This window comes from Moheibacter stercoris (genome assembly GCF_040545805.1).
GTDB lineage: Bacteria > Bacteroidota > Bacteroidia > Flavobacteriales > Weeksellaceae > Moheibacter > Moheibacter stercoris.
Map to the genome: position 1 here is coordinate 91,393 of NZ_JBEPMO010000004.1, position 25,568 is coordinate 116,960.

The 25,568-nt window shown below is 36.5% G+C and carries 18 protein-coding genes; 3 read left to right on the forward strand and 15 right to left on the reverse strand.

Going from position 1 to position 25,568, the window contains the following annotated elements; genetic code table 11:
- Positions 1-5: 5 nt before the first annotated feature.
- From ABID46_RS04910 to ABID46_RS04925, 4 genes are all read right to left on the reverse strand, one after another.
- On the reverse strand, positions 6-449 hold the full coding sequence (locus ABID46_RS04910; protein ID WP_354507669.1) for a hypothetical protein: 444 nt from the start codon (positions 447-449) through the stop codon (positions 6-8).
- A gap of 1,101 nt (positions 450-1,550) precedes the next feature.
- Positions 1,551-3,815, reverse strand: coding sequence for an aconitate hydratase (locus ABID46_RS04915; RefSeq protein ID WP_354507672.1), 2,265 nt, complete (start codon positions 3,813-3,815; stop codon positions 1,551-1,553).
- Positions 3,816-3,942: 127 nt separating this feature from the next.
- On the reverse strand, positions 3,943-4,440 hold the full coding sequence (locus ABID46_RS04920) for a DinB family protein (protein ID WP_354507674.1): 498 nt from the start codon (positions 4,438-4,440) through the stop codon (positions 3,943-3,945).
- Between the two features lie 1,322 nt (positions 4,441-5,762).
- The gene (locus tag ABID46_RS04925) at positions 5,763-8,525 is read right to left on the reverse strand and encodes a bifunctional aconitate hydratase 2/2-methylisocitrate dehydratase (protein WP_354507677.1); all 2,763 of its coding nucleotides are present in this window, start codon (positions 8,523-8,525) and stop codon (positions 5,763-5,765) included.
- A gap of 532 nt (positions 8,526-9,057) precedes the next feature.
- Here ABID46_RS04925 and ABID46_RS04930 point away from each other — a divergent pair.
- Both ABID46_RS04930 and ABID46_RS04935 read left to right on the forward strand, forming a co-directional pair.
- Positions 9,058-9,552, forward strand: coding sequence for an RNA polymerase sigma factor (locus ABID46_RS04930; protein ID WP_354507680.1), 495 nt, complete (start codon positions 9,058-9,060; stop codon positions 9,550-9,552).
- Positions 9,549-10,469, forward strand: a complete 921-nt coding sequence (locus ABID46_RS04935; protein WP_354507682.1) for a hypothetical protein — start codon at positions 9,549-9,551, stop codon at positions 10,467-10,469. The genes ABID46_RS04930 and ABID46_RS04935 overlap by 4 nt, the downstream gene beginning before the upstream one ends.
- 52 nt (positions 10,470-10,521) lie before the next feature.
- On the opposite strand, the gene argH is transcribed toward ABID46_RS04935, so the two are convergent.
- The 11 genes from argH to ABID46_RS04990 all read right to left on the reverse strand — a co-directional run bounded on the left by argH (position 10,522) and on the right by ABID46_RS04990 (position 23,008).
- Positions 10,522-11,805, reverse strand: coding sequence for an argininosuccinate lyase (argH, locus tag ABID46_RS04940; protein ID WP_354507685.1), 1,284 nt, complete (start codon positions 11,803-11,805; stop codon positions 10,522-10,524).
- A 77-nt stretch (positions 11,806-11,882) separates the two neighbouring features.
- On the reverse strand, positions 11,883-13,838 hold the full coding sequence (locus ABID46_RS04945) for a heavy metal translocating P-type ATPase (RefSeq protein ID WP_354507688.1): 1,956 nt from the start codon (positions 13,836-13,838) through the stop codon (positions 11,883-11,885).
- Between the two features lie 61 nt (positions 13,839-13,899).
- Complete coding sequence (locus ABID46_RS04950) at positions 13,900-14,319, reverse strand: Fur family transcriptional regulator (protein WP_354507691.1); 420 nt, start codon at positions 14,317-14,319, stop codon at positions 13,900-13,902.
- Between the two features lie 179 nt (positions 14,320-14,498).
- Positions 14,499-15,482, reverse strand: a complete 984-nt coding sequence (locus ABID46_RS04955; RefSeq protein ID WP_354507693.1) for a T9SS type A sorting domain-containing protein — start codon at positions 15,480-15,482, stop codon at positions 14,499-14,501.
- Positions 15,483-15,728: 246 nt separating this feature from the next.
- On the reverse strand, positions 15,729-16,373 hold the full coding sequence (locus ABID46_RS04960; protein WP_354507696.1) for a hypothetical protein: 645 nt from the start codon (positions 16,371-16,373) through the stop codon (positions 15,729-15,731).
- Between the two features lie 69 nt (positions 16,374-16,442).
- On the reverse strand, positions 16,443-17,381 hold the full coding sequence (locus ABID46_RS04965) for an SPFH domain-containing protein (protein WP_354507698.1): 939 nt from the start codon (positions 17,379-17,381) through the stop codon (positions 16,443-16,445).
- A gap of 30 nt (positions 17,382-17,411) precedes the next feature.
- A complete protein-coding gene (locus ABID46_RS04970) occupies positions 17,412-17,738 on the reverse strand; it encodes an iron-sulfur cluster assembly protein (RefSeq protein WP_354507701.1) in 327 nt (108 codons plus the stop codon).
- Between the two features lie 65 nt (positions 17,739-17,803).
- Complete coding sequence (locus tag ABID46_RS04975) at positions 17,804-18,796, reverse strand: FAD:protein FMN transferase (RefSeq protein WP_354507704.1); 993 nt, start codon at positions 18,794-18,796, stop codon at positions 17,804-17,806.
- A gap of 10 nt (positions 18,797-18,806) precedes the next feature.
- The gene (locus ABID46_RS04980) at positions 18,807-21,002 is read right to left on the reverse strand and encodes a PepSY domain-containing protein (RefSeq protein WP_354507707.1); all 2,196 of its coding nucleotides are present in this window, start codon (positions 21,000-21,002) and stop codon (positions 18,807-18,809) included.
- A 10-nt stretch (positions 21,003-21,012) separates the two neighbouring features.
- A complete protein-coding gene (locus tag ABID46_RS04985) occupies positions 21,013-21,492 on the reverse strand; it encodes a DUF2271 domain-containing protein (protein WP_354507710.1) in 480 nt (159 codons plus the stop codon).
- Between the two features lie 22 nt (positions 21,493-21,514).
- A complete protein-coding gene (locus tag ABID46_RS04990) occupies positions 21,515-23,008 on the reverse strand; it encodes an ankyrin repeat domain-containing protein (RefSeq protein WP_354507712.1) in 1,494 nt (497 codons plus the stop codon).
- A 139-nt stretch (positions 23,009-23,147) separates the two neighbouring features.
- Between ABID46_RS04990 and ABID46_RS04995 the strand changes: the two genes are divergently transcribed.
- Positions 23,148-25,559 carry a TonB-dependent receptor gene (locus ABID46_RS04995; RefSeq protein ID WP_354507714.1) on the forward strand — a complete coding sequence of 804 codons (2,412 nt, stop codon included), beginning with the start codon at positions 23,148-23,150 and terminating at the stop codon, positions 25,557-25,559.
- The last annotated feature ends 9 nt before the right edge of the window (positions 25,560-25,568 follow it).

Below are 25,568 nucleotides of genomic sequence, written 5' to 3' on the forward strand. Positions count from 1 at the left end.
TAAATCTATTGCCATATAACGCTTATTACATCACCTGATTTATTTGTAATTACCTTTAAATTATCCCTTAAGAACACAGAAGTGTCTGGCGTGTTACCCTCCAATACTCTCCCTGGATTTTTAATTACATCCAAAACAGCAGTAGGTGAAATTACCCCTCTATTCTGCATCTGGTCAAGTGCGTGACCTGTAAACTTGGTTCCATTAATAGTTGTAGATGTATTTCGAGTAACACCCTTCGTAAATTCTTCTAATACATTACCACTTCTACCTACTGGCAACTTAGCTCCCATATTAGCGGCCTTATTTGCAAACTTAGCTCCAGTGGCTGCATAGCCTGCAAATGGCATCATAGCTCCAGCGCTTAAAGAAGCATTAAGATAATCTCCTCTACCAAGATAAATAAGAGCATTTATACCATCAGCCACTTCACCAAATCCAGGAATCAATCCAACAATATCTAAACCTGTTTGCGTATAATCAAGCCAATTACTTTCGTCATCGTCCGTGATATCAATTCAACAAAGAACAATTCTTTTATCATATCTGTCTAAAATATTAGACCAGACAAATATATTTTTTTTCTATTAATCCTTACAAATTCTTGCTTCATAGAAGCATGTGTTTTCTACGCAGATCGATTCGAATTTTTGAATCATTTGATACAGAATTACTTGTACTATATGATGTTTTTCTAATCTGTTCCATTTCAGTTGGTTAATTCTATTTAATTTCTCCATCATTTGCCTTTATGTCAATAAAGGGAGCCTACAACACTACCCTCTACCTATTTTGTAATTTATATGAAGACAAAAAGTAAACTATTAATACGGTTATTATTAATAACCATACTATAATAGTTCCAATAATATTTTTAAATTTTGGTATTTTTTCAAATTCATTAAAATATTTATTACAAGCTTTTTTTTTATGAAATAAAGTGAAATTAAAGACCACTAGATAAATAATTAAGGGCAATAAATATATATAAGAAAAGTTTATAAAATATTCAATATAAAAAAATTTAACAACAGATGCTATCAGCCATATTTCTATTGCACAAATTGATATGATAGCTTTATAATCACTCCAGAATCTTGGAATTGATACAATTTCCCAAAATTTATATAATTGATAAAATATATAATAGTAAATTTTCATTATAATTGAGGTTTTATAACTGAACCATTATTTGTAGATCTAAATGCTTGTTGTGCTTGTGAATTATCATAGGCTGCACCAGCCGCCCCCCTCTGGCGCGCGTTTGCAACGCGTGTCTATTTTTACTAAGTCTTTAACGCAGACTTTTCAAAATTATATAAATTTGCATAATGCTATTTTATTTTGCGTTGCAAACGCTTTCTAACTCTAACACTCGTTTCCGCTATCGCTCAAACGAGCGCTAGTTAAGTTCTAAATAGCAACAATATACGTATTAAAACAAAAAATCCCGCTGGCTTTCACCAACGGGATTTACAATTTTATAAATGTTTTTGTATTTAATATCAAGCAAATCTTACTACTTGATACTTTGTACTTAATACTTACTACTAAGCTTGTTGTTTTTTAATCAAATTCAAGGCTGAACCTGCTTTGAACCATTCGATTTGTGCAGCATTGTAGGTATGATTTGCTTTGATCAAATCTTTTGATCCATCGGCATGAACCAATTCAATGGTCAAAGGTTTTCCAGGTGCAAATTCGGTTAAATCGATGAAGTTAAACGTATCGGCTTCTTGAATCTTGTCGTAATCCGCTTTGTCCGCAAAGGTCAACGCCAACATTCCTTGTTTTTTCAAATTGGTTTCGTGGATACGTGCAAAAGATCGAACCAATACCGCAACTGTTCCCAAATGACGAGGCTGCATCGCTGCGTGTTCACGGGAAGAACCTTCCCCATAGTTTTCGTCACCTACGACTACCGTTGGAACACCTGCGGCTTTGTACGCACGCGCCACATCTGGAACAGCACCGTATTCGCCTGTCAAGGTATTCAATACTTTATTTGTTTCTTGGTTGAAAGCATTTACGGCACCTGTCAAGGTATTATTGGAAATATTGTCCAAATGACCACGGAAACGTAACCAAGGTCCCGCCATGGAAATATGGTCGGTTGTACATTTCCCAAATGCTTTGATCAATAATTTGGCGCCCATAATATTCTGACCGCTCCAAGCAGGGAAACTTTCCAATAATTGCAAACGCTCCGAATCGGGTTTTACTACAACTTGTACGCTTGACCCATCGGCAACGGGTTCTTGGTATCCATTGTCTTCGTATGAAAAACCTTTTGATGGAAGTTCATCTCCCACTGGCGGATCTAATTTGACTTGTTCTCCGTTTTTATTGGTCAATGTATCGGTCATCGGATTGAAATCCAATCTTCCTGCTATGGCAATCGCAGCCACCATTTCGGGTGAAGTTACAAATGCATAGGTATTCGGATTTCCATCGGCACGTTTTTTAAAGTTTCGGTTAAACGAATGCACGATGGTATTTTTTTCTTCTTTGTCGGCTCCTTCTCTGTCCCATTGCCCAATACAAGGTCCACAGGCATTGGTGAAAATGACCGCATCGAGATCATTGAAAGGTTTTAAAATTCCATCACGTTCCGCCGTATAACGAACTTGTTCCGATCCCGGATTGATTCCAAAACTTGCTTTGGTTTCTAATCCTTTTTCCACCGCTTGTTTGGCAATGGAAGAAGCTCTCGAAAGGTCTTCGTAAGAAGAATTCGTACAGGAACCAATTAATCCCCATTCTACCGTCATTGGCCATCCATTGATTCCCGCAATTTCCTTCATTTTGGAAACAGGCGTCATCAAATCGGGCGTGAAAGGACCGTTTAATCTTGGTTCCAATTTATCCAAATCAATCGTAATCAATTGGTCATAGAATCTTTCTGGATCATTGTACACTTCTTGATCGGAACGTAGATACTCTCTTAATTCATTGGCAGCATCGGCTACATCGTTGCGATCGGTTGAACGCAAATAACGTTCGGAAGCATCGTCATAGGCAAAAATCGAAGTTGTTGCACCAATTTCTGCACCCATATTACAAATGGTTCCTTTTCCGGTAGCGGAAAGAGATTCCGCGCCATCACCAAAATATTCGACAATCGCACCGGTTCCACCTTTCACGGTTAATAAACCAGCAACTTCCAATATGACATCTTTAGGAGAAGACCAACCGTTTAATTTTCCGGTTAGTTTCACTCCAATTAATTTTGGCATTTTCAATTCCCAAGCCATTCCCGCCATCACATCGACCGCGTCAGCTCCACCCACTCCGATGGCCACCATTCCCAATCCACCTGCGTTAGGCGTATGCGAGTCGGTACCAATCATCATTCCACCTGGGAAAGCATAATTTTCCAACACCACTTGGTGAATGATTCCTGCACCGGGTTGCCAGAATCCGATTCCATATTTGTTGGAAACCGATTCCAAGAAATTAAAAACTTCAGAAGATTTATGGATGGCATCTTGCAAATCGGCTTTGGCTCCTACTTTTGCTTGAATCAAGTGATCACAATGCACGGTTGAAGGAACCGCTGTTTTTGTCTTTCCTGCTTGCATAAATTGCAACAAAGCCATCTGAGCCGTTGCATCTTGCATCGCTACACGGTCTGGAGCAAAATCTACATAAGACTCTCCTCTTTGGTAAGCTTGTGTAGCCATTCCATCGAACAAATGTGCGTATAAAATCTTTTCTGAATAGGTTAAAGGACGACCAACCACTTCACGTGCTTTGTCCACACGTTCTCTCATTTGTTGGTAAACCCCTTTGATCATTTCTATATCAAATGCCATAGTATTTAAATTCTTTAAGTTGTTAAACAAACATACAATTTACGCAATATTCCCAATTCTCATTCTTAGCTAAATGTTAAGAAGGCTTATTTAAATTCTTTCTAAATGAATTGAAATTTTAATTTTTTTAAGATTGCTTTTCGTCAGCCGATGGACCATAAATCCCTGGAAGTGGAACATCTAACATACGCAAATACACCGTTAATTGCCCTCTATGATGAACTAAATGGTTCGTAATCACGAAACGATAAGCAGCTGCTTTAGGCGCTTCCATAATGGTATGTTCCCCAGATTTTAATGCCCAATTCGATAAATAATTTTCTTCGGATAAATTGGAAATTACGGCTAAGTTTTCGTTTTTCATTTCTTCCAATTTCGCTAACATTTCGGCTACCGTTTGGAATTTTGAGGGAATATAATCGGTATGGAAATCAAAAGTGTCTTTGGTAAATACAAAAGAAACCCATCCGTGTAGTTCTAGAACGTGGTTGGCCAATTCGCCTAAGGTCATTGATTTTTCGTGGGGTTTGAAATCCCATTTATCTTCTGGTAAGACTTTTAAAATGCGAATGGTGTTTTCTGTTTCGTGATGAATTTCACTCGCTAATGCTTTTTGTATGCTCATTGTTCTATTTTTTGGATTTTGAATCCAAGTTAGGCAAAAGTATTTGAAGAATAGATGAATTTTTTCTTCATAAAAAGTTAAATGTATACGACTTCTCTGAAGTCGTATTTTCAAACAACCTATTTCGCTACAGCTATTTCATCTCTCCGAGATGAGGATTTGATAATCATAAATTTACAACATTTAAGATTGACTTCGGAGAAGTCGAATAAAAATCTGTGATTCATTCAATTTATTCGTTGGATATTTTGGTTGAATCGATACGACTTCTTTGAAGTCGATTTTTCCTAATCATATAATTCTACAGCTATTTCATCTCTCCGAGATGAGGATTTGATAATCATAAAATTTAAAATTGGCTTCGGATTGCAATGGCTTTAGTATATCTCCGAGATGAGGATTATTGTAAAATCATCAACCTTTTAATCTATTCAACATTTAAGATTGACTTCGGAGAAGTCAAATAAAAATCTGTGATTCATTCAATTTATTCGTTGGATATTTTGGTTGAATCGATACGACTTCTTTGAAGTCGATTTTTCCTAATCATATAATTCTACAGCTATTTCATCTCTCCGAGATGAGGTTTTGATAATCATAAAATTTAAAATTGGCTTCGGAGAGATTGCTTTTACCACATTAAATTTTCCAATGGCTTTGTCATCTCTCCGAGATTAGGATTATTGTAAAATCATCAACCTTTTAATCTATTCAACATTTAAGATTGACTTCGGAGAAGTCGAATAAAAATCTGTGATTCATTCAATTTATTCGTTGGATATTTTGGTTTAATCGATGAGGCTGTCTCAAAAGACAGTCTCTTTTTCCTAATCATATAATTTTACAGCTATTTCATCTCTCCGAGATGAGGATTTGATAATCATAAAATTTAAAATTGGCTTCGGATTGCAATGGCTTTAGTATATCTCCGAGATGAGGATTGGATAAACATAAATTTTCCAACATTATATTTTGACTTCGGAGAAGTCAAATAGCTGTAGGAATAAGAAAGATGCAGATTCCCGACTTCGGAGAAGTCGAATAATAATCTGTGTTTAAATACGAAATAACCGTTTTATTTTATTTTAAGGAATCTCGCGGCAGCGATGGCAGTGGAAAGCCCACAGTGAGCACTCCCGAAATTTTTGGTTATATCTAAATTTATTGGCGAACGAGGACTTGCAACGGACAGCGCGGTCCCGTTGCGATGATTCCACAGATTGCTTCGTTCCTCGCAATGAATCGCAACGGGAGTCGCCCCAATAAAAAAAGAGATCAACCAGAATGATTGACCTCTTTGTATTGTATTATTTATCTTTTGATTAATTCATTGAAATCGGTTTGAACTTCGTCAAGTTGATTCCTGCAACGGCGTTTTTATATTCGTCCATCGTTGGAATGCGACCTAAAATAGCCGATAAAACGACTACTGGCGTGGAAGCCAACAAGGATTCGCCTTTTTTACCGTCTCTGTCTTCTACCACACGACCTTGGAACAAACGCGTGGAAGTCGCCATCACGGTGTCACCTTTTTCGGCTTTTTCCTGGTTCCCCATACAAAGGTTACAGCCGGGACGCTCCAAGTACATAATGTTTTCGTATTGGGTACGTGCTTCGGATTTTGGCAACAAATCACTGAACTCAAATCCGGAATATTTTTGCAACATTTCCCAATCTCCTTCGGCTTTCAATTCGTCAATGATATTGTAGGTAGGCGCAGCAACGACCAATGGCGCGTTGAATTTCACTTCTCCTTTTTCGGCTTCAATGTTTTTCAACATTTGCGAAACGATTTTCAAGTCGTCTTTGTGCACCATACAAGATCCGACGAAACCTAAATCGACTTTTTTGTCGCCACCGTAGAACGATAATTCACGAATGGTATCGTGGGTATAACGTTTTGAAACGTCTTCGTTGTGTACGTCTGGATCGGCAATCATCGGTTCTTCGATGATGTCCAAATCGATGACAACTTCTTTGTAATATTTTGCATTTGCATCGGGTTGCAAAGCAGGTTTTACGCCTGATTTAATTTCCTCGATACGTTGGTTTGCTTTGTCAATCAATCCTTGAAGAACTTGGTTGTGGTTATCCATTCCTTTGTCAATCATCACTTGAATACGTGATTTCGCGATTTCCAAAGATTGAATCAAGGTTTCGTCTTGAGAAATACAGATAGAAGCTTTTGCTTTCATTTCTGCTGTCCAGTCGGTGAACGTAAAGGCTTGATCAGCCAATAAAGTTCCGATGTGAACTTCGATGATACGACCTTGGAATACGTTTTCACCTGCGAATTGTTTCAACATTTGTTGTTGGGTAGCGTGAACTACATCACGGAAATCCATATGTTCTTTCATCTGACCTTTGAACGTCACTTTTACAGATTCTGGAATTGGCATTGCTGCTTCTCCAGTTGCCAAAGCCAAAGCTACGGTTCCTGAATCTGCTCCAAAAGCAACTCCTTTGGACATACGTGTATGTGAATCTCCTCCGATGATGATTGCCCATTCATCGATGGTGATATCGTTCAATACTTTGTGGATTACATCGGTCATTGAGTGATAATTCCCTTTTGGGTCACGTGCGGTAATCACACCGAAATCGTTCATAAATTTCATCAATTTCGGGATGTTGGCTTGTGCTTTTTTGTCCCAAACCGATGCGGTATGACATCCAGACTGATAAGCTCCATCGACAGTTGGAGAAATAACAGTCGCTGCCATTGCTTCCAATTCTTGCGCTGTCATCAATCCGGTTGTATCTTGAGATCCTACGATGTTCACTTTTACTCGAACGTCAGATCCTGCGTGTAAAACTTTACCTGGTGTTACGCCTACCGCATTTTTGTTGAAGATTTTCTCAACTGCAGTTAATCCTTGCCCTTCAATGGAAACTTCTTTTGCTGGAGCAAAAACTGTTGGAGCTTGAATTCCTAAAGTTTCTGCAGCAAATGTTTGGATTTTCTTACCAAATACGATGGCATAGGAACCACCCGCTTTGATGAATTCCATTTTTTGAGGAGTCAATGAACGCGCGATATCGATCAATTCTTCTTCTCCTTTGTATAATTTTTTGGTTTGGGTATTGATGGTTAAAATAGTTCCTGTTTCAACCGAATAAACTTGTTCCAAAATTGGATCACCGTTTTCGTTCAATACCACATTTCCATTTTCGTCAACTTTCTTTTTCCAGTTTTTCAAGTCGATTCCAATTCCTCCGGTCACATCAACTGTCGTTAAGAAAATTGGAGAAATTCCGTTTGTACCTGCTACGATTGGTGCGATGTTCACAAATGGAATGTACGGACTAGCTTTTTTACCAGTCCAAAGCGCTACGTTGTTTACTCCTGACATACGAGAAGAACCAACTCCCATTGTTCCTTTTTCGGCGATTAACATCACAGAAGCATCTGGATGTTGGGCTTGCAAAGCTTTGATTTCTTCTTGCGCAGCTGGAGTAATCATACATTTTCCGTGCAATTCACGGTCAGAACGAGAATGCGCTTGGTTTCCTGGCGATAGTAAATCGGTTGAAATATCTCCTTCTGCGGCAATGTAAGTAACGACTTTTATTTCTGCAGGGACTTCAGGTAATTTGGTGAAGAATTCTGCGTTTGCATAGCTTTCTAAAATCGATTTTGCTACTGCATTTCCTGCTTCATAAGCCGCTTTCAAACGAGCCGTATCGGCATCGTATAAGAAAACTTGGGTTTTCAAAACTTCTCCTGCTTGAGTTGCGATTTCTGCATTTTCACCCAAAGCCAAATCCAATAAAACCGAAATAGATGGTCCACCTTTCATATGCGATAATAATTCAAACGCAAAATCGGGTGTGATTTCAGCAACTACTTCTTGTCCTAAAATGATTTCTTTCAAAAACGCTGCTTTGGCTGATGCCGCGGAAGTCGTTCCTGGAAGTGTATTGTAGATAAATAATTCTAAAGAATCTTGTCGATAGACATTGCTTGTATCTTTGATTTGGGCAATAATTTCGCTTAGTAATTCAGCGCTATCAATTGGTTTCGGATGTAAACCTTCTAATTTTCTTTCTTCAATTTCTTTGATGTATTCCTGATAAAGGCTCATAATTCTATCTAAACTTTTAAATGAATGGTTGATTGGTCAACCGTAAAAATTTAATTTCAAAAACACTTTCTGGAATAAGTCCCTGAAAGTCTTTCTAATAATCGATTAAATCAATAAAACTCAATCGGTTGAAATTTGGCGCAAAATTACATCAATCAAAAGAAAAATAACGGAAATCGCCGAATCATTTTTAGTTATTATTCAATAATTTAGAATCATTATAAAATTATATGTAAAGATTTAGCAAATTCTCTAAAAAATCTTCAAATTTTATCATTTTGACAATGAAGATTCTTAATTGAAATTCAAATTATTCTAGTGTTTTTAAAAATGACCAATTCAATTCGTTTCTAATCAATTAGGAGATGGTAGAATAAGTACCTCGTCGTTTTCCCTCGCAAATCCAGGAATAAATATTTTTTTTTACCACTCAACCAACCCTTTCTAAAAAAGTTGCATCTTTAACAATAGAAAAAAGAAACATCTGAAAGAAGTGGACTACATACAAGGTTGCAAACGCCGCGATCGGATTGTGCAAAAACAGCTATACGAGAAGTATAGTGCACGCTATTTTGGTGTATGCAAACGGTATTTGAAGAATGTTGAACTCGCAGAAGATGTACTGGTGAAAGGATTTTTGAAAATATTTGATCATATCGATTCCTACGAAGGAAAAGGAAATTTTGAAGGATGGATGCAACGAATTTTTGTCAACGAATGTTTAATGGAACTTCGTAAAAAGCAAGATTTTACCATTTATTTGGAAACATCGAACATTCAACCTCAGAAAGAAGCTTCGGCTTTGGAGAATTTGTATGAGCAAGATATTTTGAAATTGTTGGACTTTTTACCAACCGGATGTCGAACTGTTTTTAATCTTTATGTAATTGAAGGATATAAACACAACGAAATTGCTGAACAATTGGGGATTTCTGAAGGAACTTCGAAGTCGCAATTGAATTTAGCCAAAGAGAAATTAAAAGTATTGTTGAACGAATATGGAATTAATCAATCCCAATCCTCATGAGCACAAATGATCCCATAGAAGATTTGTTCCGAGAGAATCAACACGGTTTGGATGAAAAACCGCGCGATTTAATTTGGGATAGAATTGAAGAACGATTGGATGAACGACCAAATATTTCCAAAAAGAAATCGAATGGTTGGAAATATGCAGTGGCAGCTTGTGCGGTTGTGGGAATTTCACTTGCCGGATTTATTCTCATCAACCAAAATTATTCGCCAGACCAAACGGTAAATTCAACATCTATTGCTTTAGAAGAAGTTGAAATGACACCTGAAGCTGCAACGGAAATTTTGGACCAATTGGAAGAAAAGAAAGATCAAATTGCCACGACAAAAACGCATTCAACTGCACCTGATATTATTGAAAATGAACCTTTGGAAATCAAATCCAAAAAAATGGATACTCCTTTGCAAGAATTAAAAGCAGTTTCTGAACCTGAACCTTCTCCTATTTACGAGGAAGCAATGGAAATTAGTGCACCAGCTCCTGCGATGGCGAAAGAATCCAAAGTTCAAATGCAAGATTCCCAACAAGAAATCATTGCCTTTCGTGGTGAAACGCCTGCAAAGAAAGAAGGGAATTATATTTTAAGAAACAAAGAAATGGATGCTAGAAGATTGGGAAATATGGCGGAGAAATCGGTTGCGTATGAAGTTGGTTCACCTTTAAAATATTTGGAAGTTCAAACCAAAAAAGAATTGATTCCTTACCAAATTAAGGAATTAGCTGACAGCAAAATAATATTTGAAAATTCAGAAATCGCTTATCCTAATCAGATTATCTTCGAAAAAGAAAACGATTCTATTGTAGTGAATTTTTCAGGAAATGAATCCAAAAAAGATAGTCGAGAAAGTAAACAAATTCAAGAATATATATTATCCAAAAAAGATCAAATTGCTTTGGATTTTGGGTTATAAAAAAACCTCACAGGTTTTGAAAACCTGTGAGGTTTGAATTCATTTCAGAATTTTATCCTTTGTATCGTTTGATTTTTTCCTTGATTTCCTCCAATCCTAAATTGTGAATACTTCCAATGTGAGAAGTTTTGAATTCCTTGTGTGGAACATAGGTTCCATCGTCCACAGAAATTCCTACAATTTTGTATGCATCGCGGAAAGAAGTTCCGGTTTGCAACAAATGGTTGATGTTTTCAACCGTATAAATGGAATCGTATTTTTCTTGATCCATAAATCCGTCGGTGATTTGAATTTGCGGCAAAGCAAAAATCAATATATCCAAAATATCGTTGAATTGAACCATCGGTTCGAACAATATTTCTTTCAAAATCTGAAAATCACGGTGATACCCTGACGGAAGATTGTTAATCGTTAAAATAATATCGTTGGGTAATCCTTGTAAACGGTTGCAATGTGCACGTGTCAATTCGAAAACATCTGGATTTTTCTTATGCGGCATAATCGACGAACCAGTGGTCATTTCTTTCGGCAATTTCACAAAGCCCATATCTTGGCTGTTGTACATCACCAAATCGTAGGACATTTTGGAAAGCGTTCCCGAAACCATTGAGATCGCAACCGCAGTCGACTTTTCGGTTTTTCCACGTAACATTTGAGCTCCAACCGCACTTACGGCCATTTCACCAAATCCTAATTCTTCAGTGGTTGCTTTTCTGTCAATTGGGAAACTTGTTCCAAATCCGGCACCTGAACCAAGCGGATTTTGGTCAGCTACTTTGTACGCTGCATCGAAGAAGTACAAGTCCGACAATAAATTTTCTGCATAAGCCGAAAACCACATCCCGAAACTACTTGGCATAGCGGCTTGGAAATGCGTATAACCAGGCATCAAATCGTTTTGGTGCTCTTCCGCTTTTTGAACCATAATGTCGATCAATTCCAAAATTTTGGCTTTGGTTTCACCCAAATATTCGCGTAAAAACAATTGAATCGCTACCAAAACTTGGTCATTTCTCGAACGAGCGGTATGAATCATTTTTCCAGCATCGCCCGTTTTGATGATCAATTCCGCTTCGATTTTGGAATGAATATCTTCGTAAGATTCATCGATTTCGAAATTTCCATTGTCGATTAAAACCAAAATTTCGTCTAGTGCAACTTGCAATTTCGCATTATCTTCATTGGAAATAATCCCAACTTTGGCCAACATATTGGCTTGCGCTTTTGATGCGATTGCATCGTATTTCGCTAAATAACCGTCTAAAATTCGGTCTTTTCCTACAGTAAATTTTTCGATTTTGTCGTTAACGGAGAATCCTTTGTCCCAGATTTTCATAAATGAAGTTTGTATAATTTGTGTTAGGCAAATTTAATGGCTAATTCGGTTTGGAAAAAATGAAATCAACTATTTATTTAGAAATTCATACGCTGAATTCGAATTGCATTTAAAATCGCTAAGAAAGCAACACCCACATCCGCGAAAACCGCTTCCCACATTGTGGCCAAGCCGCCCGCACCTAGAATCAAAACAATAACTTTTACACCAAATGCCAAGGCAATATTCTGAATGACGATTTGTTTGGTTTTCCGACCGATTTTCATCGCCATCGGAATTTTGGAAGGTTGATCGGTTTGAATAATGACATCGGCTGTTTCAATTGCGACATCAGAACCCATTCCGCCCATTGCGATTCCTACATCGGCCAATGCCAAAACTGGCGCATCGTTGATTCCATCGCCTACAAAAGCGATCACATTTTCTGGATTTCGTTTTAATTCTTCTAATTTTTCCACTTTCCCTTCGGGCAATAATCCTCCGAAAGCATTTGTAATGTTCAATTCTTTTGCAACTTTTTGAACAATCGAGTCTTTGTCACCACTTAACATCAAAGTTTGTTGCACACCATTTTCTTTCATCAGTTGAATGGAATTGGCGGCATCTTCTTTGATTTTATCGGCAATCGTGATATATCCTGCAAATTTCCCATCGATTCCTACCAATACAATGCTTTCCACAATTTCATCGATTTGGGCATCATAGGAAATCCCAAATTTCTTCATCAGTTTACCATTTCCTGCCAGAACTTCTTTTCCGTTTACCTTTCCTTTCAATCCGTGGCCGGAAATTTCTTCTACATTTTCAGCTGAAGTTTTAGTCGGATGAAAGTCCACAATCGCCTTGGCAATCGGATGCGTAGAGTTTTTCTCCAAAGCAGCAACCGTTTCCAAAAATTCCGATTCTGAAATTCCATTGGGTTGAATGGTTTGAACTTCAAAAACACCTTCCGTTAAAGTTCCGGTTTTGTCCATCACAATCGTATTGACTTTCGCCAAAAGATCTAAGAAATTAGAACCTTTGACTAAAATTCCGTTTCGTGATGCTGCGCCAATTCCTCCAAAATAGCCCAACGGAATCGAAATCACCAAAGCACACGGACAAGATATCACTAGAAAGACCAAAGCACGATAAAACCAAGTATTGAATTCATAATTTTGAACAAAGAAATACGGCAAAATGATAATTAGAACGGCTAAAGCAAAGACAATCGGTGTATAGATTTTGGCGAACTTTCGGATGAATAATTCGGTAGGCGCTTTTCGCGAATTGGCTTCTTGCACCAATTGAAGGATTTTCGCCAAGGAACTATCGTCAAATTTTTTGGTTACCTGAACTTCTACCACTTTCTCCAAATTGAGCATTCCTGCCAAAACAGTTTCGTCTTTTTTAATCGAAGTTGGTTTACTTTCACCTGTTAATGCAGCGGTATTAAAACTCGAAACTTCAGATAACATCACGCCATCCAAAGGAACTTTTTCGCCGACTTTGATTTGAATTTTCTCTCCAATTTCCACCTTTTCGGGATGAATTACTTCCCATTGGTTGTTTCGAAAAACGTTTACCTCTTCCGGACGAACGTCTAATAGAGCTTGAATGTTTCGTTTCGCTTTTTCTACTGCGGCATTTTGAAAAAGTTCGCCAACGGCATAAAACAACATTACCGCAACTCCTTCTGGATATTCGCCTAAAATGAACGCACCGATTGTCGCAACGGTCATTAAGGTAAATTCCGTGAAAAATTCGCCTTTGGCAATGGTTTGAAATGCTTCTTTGATCACAGGAAAAGCCACGGGTAAATAAGCAATCGTATACCAAATAATTCGAACGGTTTCATTTTGAAAAAAGGCAGGTTGATCAAAATAATCCATCGCGATTCCGGACAATAACAACACCAAGCTTAGAATTGCTGGAATATAGGTTTTGAACGAAGAGGCATCGCCATGGTCGTGATCATGTCCATCGTGATCATTATGTTCTTGGTTTTGTTTTAATTGAATTTTATCTTCTGTTGAGCAACATTGATTTCCCATTATGATTGATTTTTCACCAAAATTAGAAGAGATCGTTTGCAATTCTATTGCAAAGTTTACTTCATGCTCTTTTCTGACAATTTTCGCAAATTCCTTTTAGCATCAAATTCACTTCGGAAACTTTGAAAGAATTCGTCAATTGAATGCTTGGTATGGGCTGGTCTTTCACACAAAAAGTTTCGTTACAATTCATACAATGAAAGTGAATATGCGCTTGTTCTGGAAGACATTCGCAAGACAAATCACACAATGCATATTTGGAAATTCCGGAACCATCTTCGATGCTATGCACCAATTTATTTTTCTCAAAAGTTTTGAGGGTTCGATACAGCGTTGTTTTATCGGCAGTATCCAATTCGGATTCTAATTCCGTTAAACTTAAAGCATGTTCGGTTTGTTGAAATTTCTTCAACACCAACAAACGCATGGCAGTTGGCAGAATATTTCGATTTTTTAGAATATTTTCGGGTAAATTGGACATGATTCAAATTTAGTGAAAATTTGGCCTTTGGCAATGATTTGAAAAGGCAATTCCAATCCACAAAAATTTGTTAGAAAAAGAATTTTCTGCTTGAATTATTCAATTAAAAGAATTCAATCTTATAAATGGAAATAAAAAATGCCGAGTTAGAACTCGGCATTACTCTGAAATAAATTCAATTATTTTTTGACAAATTTAGTTGTTTTCACTTTTCCGTCAACTGTAGCTCTTACCAAATAAGCTCCTTTCGCTAATGAACTAACATTAATTTGTGAATCTGTTGACTTCAAGACAACTTGTCCACTCATGTTCATAATGCTAACATCTTGAATGTTTCCTTTCGAAGAAATATTCAACATATTGGTCACTGGGTTTGGATAAATTTTGATAGAATTTGAAGACATATCATTAACTGCTGCTAATGTTTCACCGTTTACTTCAAAAGGCAAACCTAGTTGAGTAAATGACCCTCCATCTTCTAAGTTAGCCCAAGAAGCTGTATCAGGATTAAATTGTTTTGCATTTCCTGTATTCAATTCACCTAAGATAGCAATTGGAGGAGCCCAAGGCCCAGAAGCTAATGTTCCACCAAAGTTAAAAGCAATCCAATAAGTTCCTGGTTGCAAAACTAAGTCTGGAGTTTCAGCTGTAACAATCATAATGGGTCTTGTGTTGTCGCTCGGCGAAGTTTCCGCTCTTCTATAAGCACCTGTAAAATCGGATGTTGCATAGAAGTTTTCGAATTCATCTCCGTAAATGATATTTCCTCCCGCTCCAGGTTCACCATCGTAAATGGTTACAGAAACAAAATTAATCGTTGAAGCTGTTGTAGAACCTGTTTGATAGGTATAAAATTGGAAACTTTCTACACTTACGGGTTCTGTTACTTCCCAATCATCTGCCACTAAAAATCCAGTTGCATTTGAAGCCCCAGCTCCTAAAGTTGTCATACCTAAAGTTGAATTTTCCAACAAACTTACGTTTGGACTTCCTTCTACATTGTAGTATGGACCATTGGAATAAAGAGTTCCTTCTTGTACTCCTTCCACCACAACTTCTGGTACAGAACTGTCAAAAGTTGCTCCTACACTCGATTCAGCCATTTGAGCAAAACTCATAGAACCGCCCAACAATAAAGACAAATAGAATAAATGTTTTTTCATAAAAATAAGATTTTAATTTAGACACAATTTAGTAAAAATTTCATTTGAAACACACTAAGTAATAATCTATTATAAATCCAAATAATAATTTCATGAAAATGGAAGCACAAAAAAAAGGAACAAATCTCTTCATCCCTTTTGTATTGCTAATTTGTTCCTTTTTGTTTATAATTCCATGCAAGAAATGAATTTGAATTTCTCCATTATCCATTTCAAACGACTATGAATTGATCGTATGAGAAAGAATTATTCGCCAAAGGACATCCCTTCAATTACACGATAAGGAATATATTTTTTTATTTCTGGATCGTACAATTCAATTGTCGAATAAATTATGTTAATCCATTTATTTTTGAATTGATTTTTAGTCAAAATTTCAGATCCTTCGAAATCCCATAACCAAATAAATTTCAGGATTGAGCCATCATACATTTGTAAATTTACTGTATTGAACTGTTTTTTTTCAATGGATTTAATTTTGCCCAATTCGACTGAAAGCTCTGAAAAATATTGCTCATTCATATACTCATCTGCAAAATTATTGATGAAAAAATCTGAACAAAATGAAAGCATTTGCAAACCCATTTTTTCCCCAAATTCTTCCGTCATGATAGAGGTAATAGAAAATGCACCTAATTGATTTTCAACTTCAATTTTATTCGAGCTAATACTTTGTAAGATACACATGCCTAAATTCATTTCAATCTGATTTTGAGGCATTCCTGAAAAATCTAGTTTTTTAACGCATTCACATGTTTCCTCCGCCATTTTATCCATTAAATCATTCGACAGAACTGATGTGTCTATAGTTTTATTGGTTTTTAGTATTTCTTGAGCGCTAAGAATTGACCCAAAAAAGAGCAAATAAAGAGTGAATAATTTTAATTTCATGTAGGTTATTTTTATCCCTTCGAGTCAAAACTCAAAAGATTGATAAGTATTTTAAATTGAAAGATTGGGTTACTCTTTATTTTTTTTCATTTCCTCACCAATCTGATTGGCAGCCGCAAAAGAAGTAATCATATTATTTAGCATATCACCTGCAGCATGAGGTGAATTTGGCAATAAGATTAAATTCGATTTATTCAAAGATCCAATTGACTGAAGGGTATCATAATGTTGGGTAACCACGATCAAAGCAGATGCTTCTTGAGAATTGATTCCGACTTTGTTCAATACATTGACAGATTCTTCTAATCCTCTCGCAATTTCACGTCTTTGATCGGCAATACCTTGACCTTGTAAACGTTTACTTTCTGCTTCAGCTTTGGCTTTTTCTACGATTAAAATACGTTGAGCATCTCCTTCATATTGAGCGGCTACTTTTTCACGTTCCGAAGCATTGATACGGTTCATCGCATGTTTCACCTGTTCGTCTGGATCAATGTCTGTAACCAAGGTTTTGATGATATCGTAACCATAGGTATTCATCGCTTCTTGCACTTCACGGTTTACGGCAATTGCAATGTCATCTTTCTTCTCAAATACATCGTCCAATCGCAATTTTGGAACCTCAGCACGAACAACATCAAATACGTAGGATGTAATCTGTGCATATGGATTGTCTAACTTATAAAAAGCTTCATATACTTTGTCTTTGATGACCATGTATTGCACCGAAACTTTCATCTTGACAAATACATCGTCTTTCGTTTTGGTTTCTACCACCACATCCAATTGTTGAACTTTTAAGGAAATCTTTCCTGCAATTCGATCAACAATAGGAATTTTTAATTGAAATCCTGCATTTCGGACACTTTGAAATTTTCCGAATCGTTCTACTACCACAGCTGTTTGTTGCTTGACAATAAAAAACAATCCCAAAATACTCAAAATGAAGATTCCGAAGAAGATATAGATTACGGATGAAAACTGGGATAAAAGTTCAAATGGATTCATAAGTTTAATTTTTTGAAAATTAGGAATTTTTTACAACATACCCAATTCAAACTTAGCTTCCTCGCTCATCATATCTCGATCCCATGGTGGATCAAATGTAATTTCTACTTCTGCTTCCGTGATTCCTTCAATTTCTTCCACTTTCGTTCTCACTTCATTCGGCAAAGATTCTGCAACGGGACAATTCGGTGAAGTCAACGTCATCAAAACTTTGGCTTGACCCTCTGCGTTAACAAATGCATCGTAAATTAAACCTAATTCGTATATATCAACTGGAATTTCAGGATCATAAATGGTTTTAAATTTCTGAACCATCATTTCTCCCATGTTTTCCAAATCTTTTTCTGATAATGCCATGATTCTATATTTTTTACAAATTTACATGATTATTTTCCATCAAATCGAATTTCAAATGGGGGAGACTAATCCTTTTTTAAACTACGCTTAACTTTTCGATAATTGGAAGAACGCTTTAATTCCCCTTCGTCTGTCATCATCAAAGAAGCATACGCTGGAAATTCCTTTAGTACTCTTAAACCCTCTTCCATACCCAAAACCATCATAGAAGTGCTCAATCCATTGGCAAATTCTGCGTTGGGGCCAATAACCGTTACGGAAATCAATCCTATTGCAGGAATTCCTGTTTTGGGATTGATGATGTGCGAATATCTTTTATCACCTATTAAAACAAATTTCTCATAGGAACCAGAAGTTGTCATAGCAGCATTTTGAACCTTTAAAATATCCAATGGTTTTTGAGGTTTCCTCGGATTTTGAACGCCAATTTTCCAAAATTCATTATTCAGATTCATTCCCCAAGTAGCCATATCGCCAGAGGCATTGATGATTCCTGCTTGGATGCCTAAACTCTGGGCAAATTCTTTTGCTTTATCAGCCGCATATCCTTTTCCAGTTGCTCCAAATCCGATTTTCATTCCAGGAAGTTTCAAAAAAATTGTTTGCTCTACTTCGTCTAAAACGATGTTTTGATACCCAACTTTTTCGATGGCTTTTAACCGAATGGAATCCGATGGAAATTCCTCCATCCAACCTTCTTGGTAATCATAAATTTTTTCCATCGCCGCGAAACTGATGTCAAATGCACCATCGGAAATTTCAGAAAAATAAAGGGCTCGTTTGGTTAAATTAAAAACTTCTTCATCTACTTTTACGGGCTGAATTCCTGCGTTTTGATTGACTTTGGATACTTGAGAACTTGGTTTCCAATCGGAAATTGCTTCTTCGATTCGGACAATTTCAGAAATAATTAAATCGATATGTTGATTGGCCTTTTCTAGATTTTCGTCGATGATTGTAATGCTAAAACGACTTCCCATTAAAATCGTATCACGACTTTCTTTGACTTGGGCTTGAATTCCAATGGACATCAAGAATATCATCCAGAAATATTTCATAGGAATTGATTTAATAACAATCGGTTTGAATTTGACCTAAATCTTTGAATTCTTGAAGCGGTTTGCCAACATATTGCATCGTCACTTCATTCAAAACAGCTTCTACATCTTGCTGCATAGCAAGCGAACCACAAATCATAATCGAACCCTTATTGATCAATAATTCTCCAAAAAACTTTGCATCTTTTCTGATCAAATCCATGACGTAGCATTTATTTTCTTCACGCGAAAAGGCAAATTGGAAATCCTTCAAATGACCTTTTTCTTTCTGGGTTGAAAGAAAATCTGCATAAGATTTTGAGGTTTCATTGTTGTATCTAAATCCGCAATACACATGCGTTTCCACTTTGTTTTTATTATCCTCAACCATTCCTAAATAGGGAGCAATTCCGGTTCCATTTCCAACTAAAACAACTTTTGATGCTTGTTTAGGGAAATGAAAAGATGGATTGTCCAAAACTCTTCCTTTTAGAATTTGACCTAGTTTCAGATTTTTCAGAAACTGTGAACCCAATCCAAATTCATGGAATTTCACCACCAATTTGATCTGTTTTCCTGATTTGGAAATCGAATAGAAACGTTCTTTTTGCTCCTCTCCTGGATAAATAGCCAAAATATCGCCCGATTCAAATTTTTGTCGAGTATCCAGTAAAACTTGGAATACATCGCCATTTTTTTTCGGATTTCCTACCGATACCACTTTGAATGAATTCAATTTCGGTTGTTTCATCTGATAAACAGAAGCTGAAGTTGTGATGTCCAATTCGGTCTTTTCATTCCATAGTTTCACCCAATTCAAGAATTCATTGACCGATTTATCATGGATTTTGAACACTTCGATTTCTCTTTCTGCCCATGATTGATTGCTTAACCAATTGTCCACTTTTACCGCATAACCAGCGAAATCTTCGTAGGATTTAGATCCAAATCCGACAACGTAAAATTTCACATTTTGCGGTTGCGGGTTTTTCGTTAGAAGTTTTTCAAATTTCAAGGCATTGGATGGCGCGTCTCCCAAACCATGCGTCGAAGTCATCACAATGATTTTTTGAGCCGCTGGATAGATTTCGTATTTATCCATTTCGGTTAAATAGGATTTCACCTTTTTGTCCAATAATTGTTGATGAAATTTCTGAGCGAAATGTAAGGTTGTACCATTTTCTGAACCTACCAAAATGATTACTTCTGCTTCGGCGGATTTGAATTTATTTCGGATTTTGGTTTTGGTTCTTTTTAAAGTTATGGCAAAACCTGAATAAATGAAAAACAAGATATTCAGCGAAGCGATTCCCAAAATAATGGCCCAGATGGAATTGGTACGACCTGTATGCAAATCCATGCTCCAATCTTCCCATATTTTGGTTTGCGGATACTCGGTTTCGCTTAGAATCTCACCCGTAAATTGGTCCAATACAATTTCACGATCCTTTAATTTCAGTTTGTAAAATTCTTCAGGATCTTCAAAAAATGGAAATTCCACTTTTTCAACTTCTGATAAATGTATGGTTTGGAAAACTGCAAAATCCTTCAAAGGAATTTGTTCTTCCGAACGATCAACAATTTCGCCTATTTCGGCTTCAGGAATTTCCTGCGTTGGAATCCAATCGAAACGAAGCATAAACAAATACGTTCCTGTCAATGCTATGATGAATACTGGAATTAGCAATAATCGCCCAGAAACCACATGGAAATATTGCGCCCAAGAATCCTTCTGAATTTTTCCAAAAAATGCTTTGAACGTCTTTTGTCGTTTGATGATGAGAATCAGTCCCGAAACGGTGATCAGCATCAATAAAAACGAGACCAAACCGATTAAAAATCGACCCGTTTCTTTTAAAAATAAAGATCGATGCAGAGCGGTCACCCAATTGATAAATTCCGATTTGGGTTGTGGTTCACCCAATTGTTTCCCAGTCAAAGGATCGATGAATTGTTTGAAATTATTTCCTTCTTCGTCAAAACCATCTAAAGTCACAAATTGGTTATGATCGACACTCAATTCGGCAATTTCCGTATAAGTTTCCTTCAAAACAGGAAGAGATTGCGCCAAAGTGATGGTATCAAATCCGTCAACTTTGTAAGGTTGCATTTTTTCGTTAACGGGATCAAAAGCCAAAATGACTCCCGTGATGGAAGCCATTATAAGAAAAAGACAGGAAACCACGGCTAACGCTAAATGCGACAAACGCCAAACGGATAGTGTCATAAGCAGTGTCCTAGACTTTGTTTAATTTCACATAACGGATGTATCCGTTTCCTTCAACCTTTTGGGTGATTCCCTCTTTGGTCATCGGAACTTCAACATCGGTTACATAATATTTTTGGTCTTCCACAGAAGATTCAAATCGCAATTTGTAACCTTTCCCAAAATCAGATTCATTTAAGGTAAAGGTTGCAGTGGCTCTATTACCTGCAGCAACAGAAGCTCCTGTAATTCCATCCAATTTTTCTTTCTTTTTCCCCAATTGTTTGTCCCATTCTTTGAACCCATTGTACCATTGTTTGTCTGGACCCATCATGTACAAAGTTTTGATGTATTTTCCTTTGGAATCCACCAAAGAAACAGCCACATAAGCTTCCAAACCTTTATAATTGGTCATTTGCAACATGCATTTGTATTTTGCATTTTGACCAAAAGCTTGGGTGCTAATTCCAAATAAAAAGAGAGAGAAAAATATGATTTTAACTAATTTCATTGTTATAATTTTTATGGAGTTTTTATTTCAAAAAATCCAGATTTGTATTGTTATCCTTTAAAAATTCGTTTTCCATTGCCAAATCATGTGCCAACTCATCAAATTCTGTTAAAATTGTTTTGTCAGCTCCCAATCCGATTAAATAATTTAGGATAGAATCATCTTTTGCCATCATGGCTGCACGATGCAAAACCGTCATACCATCTTCATCTTGTGCATTGATGTTGATTCCTAAATTTTCCAATGCTTTGAATAAATTCACATCGTTTTTCGCGATAGCTAAATGCAACAAAGTCGAACCATTTTTTTGAGCCGAAACAAAATCAACACCGTTTGTTTTCAACAATTCCAATTTTTGCAAGAATTCTTGATTGTTTTCGTTGGGACGTGGCGCACGATACGATTGAACCAAATAAGCAGCAAGATTTCCATCTTTTCCAACCAAATTAGTTTTCGCTCCTTGATCGATTAAAAACTGGATCATTTCGGGAGAACTAGATTGAACAGCAAAAAACAAAGCGGATTCCCCATTTTTATTGACTTGATTGATATCCTTCACAGATGAAACTAGGGATTTTACCAATTCCAAGTTTTTGGTAGAAGAAGCCATCATAAAAGCTGAAGTTCCATTATTATCGACTGCATTTACGTCAACACCTTTTTCTAAAAAATAAGATATAATCGCTTCCTGCTCTTTTTTACGAACTAAATTAAATAAAACGTTTTCGCCTGTTTCCCCTTGCGATTTAGGATCTAGTTTCATCGTTTCCACTAAATATTGGTACACGTCTAAACCGTTGGCATGAGAACGAGTTCCTTGAGAAGCAAAAATCAACGCATGACCAGTTGGTTGAACACCTTTCTGAACCAATTTTTTCAAAACATCAAGATTTCCGTTTCTAGCTGCATAGTCAAAAGTTGTTCTCCCCAAATCATCGGTATCTTTTAAACTCAAACCTTTTGATTGTAAATAGTCAGAAAACTTCAAATCTTTATCTGCTCCAATGGCTAACAATAAAAGATTAGCACCATTGTAATATTTCTGTTTTGGATCGATCCCCGCTTTAAAGAATAACTCATAAACAGCTGGATTTAGCTGACCATTTCCTGCAGCAAATGCAAGAGGTGTTGCTCCTTTATCATCTGTTCTATCGATGGTTGATCCATTCTGAATTAAATAGTTTACCAACTCAACATTTCCTTTGCTCGCTGCCCAATGAATATAATATCTACCATCGTGCGTAACTTTATCCAATGGATTTCCTTCTTGTTTCAACAAAAACAAAATAGATTCAAGTGAGGCATTGTTATTAATAGCCATACTTGCCACATCATGGTTTCCACGATTTGCTTCAGAAGGACTATTTCCCTTAGCAATCTCTCCTTTAATTATTTCAATAGAAGGATTTTGCTTCCAGAATTCGCCATTTAACATTGAGTTATTTTGTCCAAACAAACTCATAGAAAACATAGATAGGCTTAATAGGGAGGCTTTGATCACGGAAATTCTCTTCATTTTTATTTAGAATAAATATAATTAAGTGCAAATTTAGTACTATCTACCAATTGTTAGATAAAAAAAATCATGATAAATATTATTCATTTTTATTTGGACTAATTCTAGACAAGGGATACTTTTGCTGAAAATTTTAACAATGTTTCGACTTTTTTTAGTCTTCATTCTCATCTTTTCAACGCAAATACTAATTGCTCAAAATCAATTGTCGGGAATTATTACCGATGAAACTGGATCGCCAGTAGAGTCCGTTCGCGTTAGTATTAAAAACAAAAGTACTAGTCAATCAACTACGTCAAATTCTTCTGGTTTTTATCAGTTCACCAATTTACCATTTGGCGATTACAAATTGACGATTCGCAAATTTGATCAAAGAGAAGAAATTGCAATTTCGTTGATTCAACCCAATCAAAATTTTGATATCGAGTTTTCACCTATAAGTAGCGTAAATTTAGATGCAGCGAATATTGTGGTTCGTTCGGTTAAATCCAAAAAGGAACGTGAAGGATTTGCCATGAATGTTATTGAAACAAAAGATGCTGCTGTACGAAACATTCAAACCAATGAATTATTGGATAGAACTGTCGGAGTTAGAATAAGACAAAATGGAGGTTTAGGGGCTAGAGTTGATTATAATTTAAATGGTATGTCGGGAAGTTCGGTTCGAATTTTCATTGACGGTTTACCCATTTCAACCTATGGATCTTCTTTTAATTTGAATAGCATACCGCCTGCCTTAATTGAACGAATTGAAGTGTACAAAGGTGTAGTTCCGACACATTTAACGGACGATGCATTGGGTGGAGCAATCAATGTAATTTTGAAAGAAGGTGCAAGAAATACTTTGAATGCGTCGGTTTCCTATGGATCCTTTAATACCTTTCAATCCAATTTATTTGGAACTTATCGTTCAGAATCGGGATTTACAACCAAACTATCTGGTTTTTATAATTATTCAGACAATGATTATGAAGTTTGGGGCGATCACGTTTATACGATTTTACCCAACGGTAGACAAGAAAAAATTAAAGCCAAACGTTTTAATGATGCGTACGAATCCTATGGTGCTCGAGTTGAGTTAGGCTTTACTAAAGTGGATTGGGCTGACAATTTCTTGATAACTTACAATAATTCACACGATTACAATGAAATTCAACATGGGCAATTTATGACCAAACCTTACAAAGGTCGTTATACAGAAGCCGATGCGAACGTGGTTGGTTTAGTCTATAGCAAGCGAAATTTTTTAACGAAAGGATTGGATTTCAATTTTAATGGAGTTTTCAGTGATGCAAAAGAATTGGTAAGTGATACCGTAAAATACAATTACAATTGGGATGGAAACATCGCTTTGGGATTGGACGGAAACCCAATTTTGACACCCAATGGAGCTCAGCAGGGAGCACCAACCTTGAATCACATCAATCGTCAAACAATAAGTTTGCGAACTGGATTGGATTATTCGTTCAACCGAAATCATAAAATTTCGATGAATGCAATGTATTTCGACATGGATCGCGATCAACGTGATGATATGAAACCTTTGCTAGAACGAAATTTCTTAGGAACTAGAGATTTATCCAAACATATTTCTTCCTTAGCCTATGAACTTCGTGCTTTTGACAACAAATTCAAAGCAAACCTATTTGGAAAATACTACATTCAAAGAATCCAAAAGATGGATCCAGTTTTGTTGATTAATGGAAGTGGTGATCAAATTCGTGAAGAAATTCGTGAAACCAGTAAAACTGAAATCGCTGGATATGGAATGGCAGCCTCGTATCTATTTGGAAATGATATTGTGATTTTGGCATCTGCTGAAAGAGCCGTTCGTATGCCCAATGAAACAGAAATTTTTGGTAATCCGGGCGAAAACATTTTGGAAAACACATCCATTCGTCCAGAAATCAGTAAGAATTTCAATTTAGGATTCAAAGTTGGACCTTATAAAATCCACAACCACCAAGTTTCTTTCTCAACTTCTGGATTCTTACGCAATACCCAAGATAAAATCGTTCGTAAGATCAATGACCGAAACAATGATGCGATCCAAACTTTGCCATTTGAAAATTTAGGCAAGACGCAATCCGTGGGATTTGAAGCAGAATTAGGGTACAATTATGGAAGAAATTTAAGCGTCTTGTTGAGCATGTCACGTTTCAATTCCTTGTACAAAATTAAATATGATCAACATGGAAATCAGTTGGAACGATACAACCAACAATTGCCAAACGAACCTTTCTTTACCGCCAATGGAAACGTACAATATTCATTCTTCAATTTGATTCAAGAAAATGCCAGATTGAATTTGAATTATAATTTCGGATTTGTACAATCGTTCAAAACGACTTGGTTAAAATCACATAGTACCGAAACTCCTTCTCAATTCATTCAAGACATTGGATTGAGTTACATCTTCCCCAACAATCAGTTCATCATCAGTTTTGATGCACGAAATATTTTCAACGAACAAGCATTTGACAATTATGCAGTTCAGAAACCAGGAAGAGCTTTTTATTTGAAATTTAATTATATCCTAAATAAATTCTAATACACAAAT